Origin of the sequence: Ferruginibacter sp. (assembly GCF_031391665.1) — a bacterium.
In the GTDB taxonomy this organism is placed as follows: domain Bacteria; phylum Bacteroidota; class Bacteroidia; order Chitinophagales; family Chitinophagaceae; genus Ferruginibacter.
The window spans coordinates 1-5,280 of record NZ_JANMUN010000236.1; the positions used below are offsets into that span (position 1 = coordinate 1).

Annotated in this window: 3 protein-coding genes; all 3 read right to left on the reverse strand. The window is 37.0% G+C overall.

Annotated features, from left to right (window positions below; genetic code table 11):
• A partial coding sequence (locus tag ACY651_RS18110; RefSeq protein ID WP_462254914.1) for a glycoside hydrolase family 30 protein occupies positions 1 to 1,094 on the reverse strand: 1,094 nt, incomplete at its 3' end.
• A gap of 4 nt (positions 1,095 to 1,098) precedes the next feature.
• Complete coding sequence (locus ACY651_RS18115) at positions 1,099 to 4,401, reverse strand: VCBS repeat-containing protein (protein ID WP_462254915.1); 3,303 nt, start codon at positions 4,399 to 4,401, stop codon at positions 1,099 to 1,101.
• A 102-nt stretch (positions 4,402 to 4,503) separates the two neighbouring features.
• Positions 4,504 to 5,280: LamG-like jellyroll fold domain-containing protein (locus tag ACY651_RS18120; protein ID WP_462254916.1), on the reverse strand; the 777-nt coding region annotated here is incomplete at its 5' end.

The following is a 5,280-nucleotide window of genomic DNA, read 5'->3' on the forward strand; positions in this document are numbered from 1 at the left end:
TTTTTTGTTGAGCCAATGATCACATTTTTTACATGCCATTTTAAATCGCCGTCAAAAGTTCCGTTAGCACCTGTCCATTGCTCGGTAAAGTATAAATTCTTATCCGGATGGGCAGCATGCACAGTTGATAATGCACTGATATCGCCATTGTATAAATGAAAGGCCGACCCATCAATAAATTGTTTTGCCGCCGCATCATTTAAAATACTTATTGGATAATTAGGGTTATCGCAATTATGATCCCAGATAATTATTTTTGTTGCAATTGCTGCAGTTCTGAATGCAGGGCCTAAATTATTTTTTACAAAATTGGCCTGTTGCGTTGCCGACATTACCATGCTGGGGTTATTACCTCCATGTTGCGGTTCGTTTTGAATAGTGATGGCATCAACAGTAATGCCCTTTGCCTTCATGGCATTAATGTACTTTACAAAGTAGTTTGCGTATACATTATAGTATTGTGTTTGCAATCCACCGCCAATAGAACTGCCATTATCTTTCATCCATACCGGCGGACTCCACGGCGAACCCATAATTTTTATGGCAGGGTTTATTAAAAGTATTTCTTTTAATAACGGAATTACATCAACCGTATCTTTTGATAAACTAAAATTAGTGAGGGTAACATCTGTTTGCCCTGCAGGCATATCATTGTAACTGAAAACTTCTGCACTTAAATCGGATGCGCCAATACTTAAGCGGAGATAACTGATGCCGATGGCATTTTCATCATTACCAAAGAGCTCCTGCAGCAGCGCAATTTTTTGTGCTGATGGTAAGCGGTTAATCAAAAATGCACTACCTCCTGTTAAAGTATAACCAAAGCCATCTATGGTTTGATAGGCGATTGTGCTGTCTACTTCTACTGTTGGTAAATTATTTGCTGCAGCATTAAATGCCAGTAAGTTATTTTGCTTTTTTAGTAAGAGCGTTTTATCTCCTTTAGTTATCCATGATGCAATGGTACCGGGTACAACTACCGGTGGCACAGGATCTGGCCCCGGAGCAGGAGATTTACTTTTAGAACAATTTGAGTTTAACGATAAAAACGCAGCTCCTAAAAATAGTGCAGGTACAAATTTTTTGATGTGCATGGTACTATTGATTATTTGGTTTTAAAAAAATTAAAGGTTCATTATTTCTGGCCACAATTAAAACTTTTCCTCCACCGGCATAATTAATCCATTTGGTATCTCTTGCTTCGCCGGTAATACCAGCAAGCCCGTTATCATATTGCAATGCAGTGATATTTTTATTGTAAGAAAAAAAAGTTGGTTGCAAAGCATCGTACCTTCCCTCGTAAGGAATAACGCCATAAAAATTTCCTGCGGCTAAATAACTGTTTGCACTATTATAATTTGCTGCAAAGGAAAAAATTGGCGAAAACTGCAATTCAGCAGGTAAATCCATTCTTTCAAAATTTCCCTTACCATCGTTTATAAAACATGATGATGCCAGTACTTCTGCTATTAATTCCTGGTAATCTTTAAACAAATCGTAAAACATATACTGCACTGTTTGCCCTGCTACATCGCTGTATTTTAAATAAGCTTTTTTTAATACCGGTAACGATCTTTCCAGTTCGTCTTTTGCTAAAAATGGATATTCTTTTCCATCAATGGTATAAGCCATGATTTGCTCTGTAGTACCATTATTATCAAAATCTTTTACATACAATTTAAGTGGTCCGTTTTTGCCTGCCCAAAATTTATTATTCCACCCCCAGTTGCCGGCTAAAATATCTGCAAAGCCATCCCCGTTTACATCCGTAGTATACACAGTTTGCCAAAGACCTGTTGATTTTGCAATATCTGTTTTTACAAATTTTCCTTTATTATTTTTAAATATTTTCATCGGCATCCACTCGCCGGTAACCACCAAATCTTTCCAGCCATCATTATCAATATCAGTGAAAGATGCAGCAGTAACCATGCCAAGCGATGAAAGCGGAATGATATTATCGCCTGCTTTTGTAAAATGTGCTTTACCATCATTTAAAAAAAGATAAGACGTTGTTGGCGGGCCATATTTTGCAGGGCTTGCCAGGTTGCCAATAAAAAAATCTATATCACCGTCGTTGTCTGCATCAGCTGCGGTAACACAACTTTTATTTTCAAACACAACCGACATAGGATTGGCTTCTTTTGCAAAATGTCCTTTACCATCGTTGATATATAATTTATCCAGCAAGGCCACACCGTTTGCTGGAATTTCGTTGCCACCGCTTATTACCAAAAGATCTACAGAAGAATCGCCGTTAGCATCAAAAAAAACAGCATCTACTTCTTCGCAGATGGCAAATCTGTTAAACAATGCCGTATCACTTTCTTTAAAAGTTCCGTTGGGTTGCTGTATCATTAATACACCTGGTTGAAATTTTGCGCCACAGGCATAAAAATCATCCAGGCCATCTTTGTTTACATCTGCTACAGCAAGCTTTGGGCCTCTTGTTGATAAAGCATGAGGGATGAGATACTGCATATTATAATCCACAAAATCATTTTCAATATGTTTCCATTTACAATTCACCTGGTCAGAAATATCAACCATTTTTTCGCTTTTTGCAGAAAAAAAACCGGTATAAACAAAATCACTTTGTGCACTATTTTTATTTACAGCTAAATTTTTATTAATAGCAACATTTTTTATAAGCTGATATTTTTGATTGGGCCAAACCAATAACACACTGTCTATCGTTTTAATACTGTCTAACCCAAAATGCAATTGTGTAGAGGAGGAAGACATGAATCCTCTTACTGCCATCAATTGCTGGTATTGCATTTTTCCTCCCGCAAAAACGTAAGCTTTGCAACCAATGCCTGCTGTATTTATACTATCGCCTTTAAAAGTAATATCAATAAAATTTTTCTTTGGCGCATTATTCTTTAAAATTTGAGCAGGCGCATTTAAACAGTTCACCACCAGGTCAAGATTGCCGTCATTATCCAAATCGGCATAAGCAGCGCCATTAGAACAACCTTTTAATTTTTGCGTTCCCCAACTTTCACTTACGTCTTTAAAACTTAATTTGCCATCTCCTTTAAATAAAAATGGATGAGCATCTCCATCAGGCATAGCCGCAATAGTTTCATCATCATATTTATCAGTAGCATCCATGCCTTTTGCTTTTTGTTTATCTGCAAAGCGAACAAAATCTAAATCTACAGGGCGTTTTACAATACCGCTTGAGATAAATAAATCTTTATTCCCATCGTTATCAAAATCTGCAAACAGGGGGCTCCAGCTCCAGTCGGTAGCCGATACGCCGCTTTGCAAAGCAGTTTCGCTAAAGCTTACACCACTTCCATTGTTGCGTTGCAAACAATTTTTTGAATACTGATTTTGATAACCGGGTATGGTTAATTTTACTTTATAGATGTCTGGATTTTCATCGCTGCCATAAGTTTTTAATGTTTTTTCGTCGGGAGGCAGCATATCAACTGTTACTATATCCAGCTGACCATCGTTATTATAATCGGCCACATCATTACCCATACTAAAGCGGCTGTAGTGCCGGAAATGTTTTGCGCTGCTTTCAGTAAATGTACCATTACCGTTATTTATATAATAATAATCATTTTCATGAAAATCGTTGCCAATGTAAATATCATCCCAGCCATCATTGTTTATATCTGCCACTGCAATACCTAATCCATATCCCAGGTTACTTTGGTAAATGCCTGCTGCTTTTGAAACTTCTGTAAAATTTTTTGTTGCAGTATTCAAATCATTTCTGTAAAGTCTGTCGCCGGAAAGTGAATCATAATTTTTTCGGTTAATGGTATCTACAATATTTGCATGCGGATGATGCGATTGATTGAGCATGTAACAATCCAAATCACCATCACGATCGTAATCAAAAAAAGCCGCTTGAGTGGTAAAGCAGGAAGTGTTTAAACCATAAGCTGCTGCACTTTCAGTAAAAGTATTGTTCTTATTATTGATGAATAATTCGTTATGCCCTGTTAAGCCATATTTATTACTTACAGTACTTACATAAATATCCAGGTAACCATCACTGTTTACATCCGCCATCGTTACGCCAGTACACCAATCGGCTGTACCTCCAACATTTGCTTTAATGGTAATGTCTTCAAATTCAAAATTGCCTTTGTTCAGGTATAATTTATTATTTCCTCTACTGTTGGCAGCAAAATAAATATCCGGTAACCCATCATTATTAATATCGCCTGTGGCCACGCCGCCGCCATTATAATAGTATAGATAATAAAGAATATTAAATGTTTTCTTTTTTTCTAATTGGTTTTTAAAACTGATATTGGTTTTTGAAGTAGGTAAACTTTCAAATAATGCTGTATTATTTTTACAGGAAGAAAAACATGCAATAGCCTGTACAGAAAATAAGAAAATGTACCCGGATAAATTTCTGTTGCTACGCATTTAGAAAAATAAATTTTAAAAGGTTATTATAAGTAAAAAAGGGCCGAACAATAAATGTGCCTGCCCTTTTTTGCTTATGAACTTGCTAAAGAATTATAAATATTACAATTTACTATTGAATAAAGCTAAAACTTCAGAAGCTGAAAGTGCTTTACCATATAAACGGAACTGATCCATAGCACCGGAGTAACCATGTATCCAGGCATCCTGTGCTCCACCTGTACCCGAAGCATGCTTGTTCCAGCCACCCAATACAAAATTGTTTACATTATTAAATTTAAGTTTGCCTAATCCTATATTATTACCAGTTCCTGTATAAGGTACTGCAACACCATCAACATAAGCCGTTACTTTAGAACTTGTTTCATCATATACAAATGCAACATGATGCCAGTTGCCATTTAATACATTGGGTAATTTGTTTGCACCTCTAAATTCAACCCAGTTATCCATTACTGCAAAAGTGCAGGCCATGCCGGCAGCAGAACTATTATCTGCATTTGGGCCACCCTTTTCTACCAGTAAAAACATGGCGCTTTCGTGCCAGAAATCTTTTGATGGAAGAGAGAAATGAAACTCCGGTTCGCCATCTGTAGCTGGCACATTTTTCATCCAGTAAGCCACAGTAATACTGGTAGATTTTGAAAAATCATTTGCTGCCGGATATTTTATAGCCTTATCTTTTGCTGCGGAACCTTGTACACCTTTCCCAGAAATACCAGCTATAGAAGTAAAAGGATTATCTGAAGGAAAAGTAGCCCTTATGCTGTCCACTGCATTCATCAGTTTGTCCGAACCGGTACCATCAAATGCAGTATAAAATTTTAAAGGCCCGCCGGGAGGGTTTGCGTCTTTTGTAAAATTTCCTAATTCGGGCCT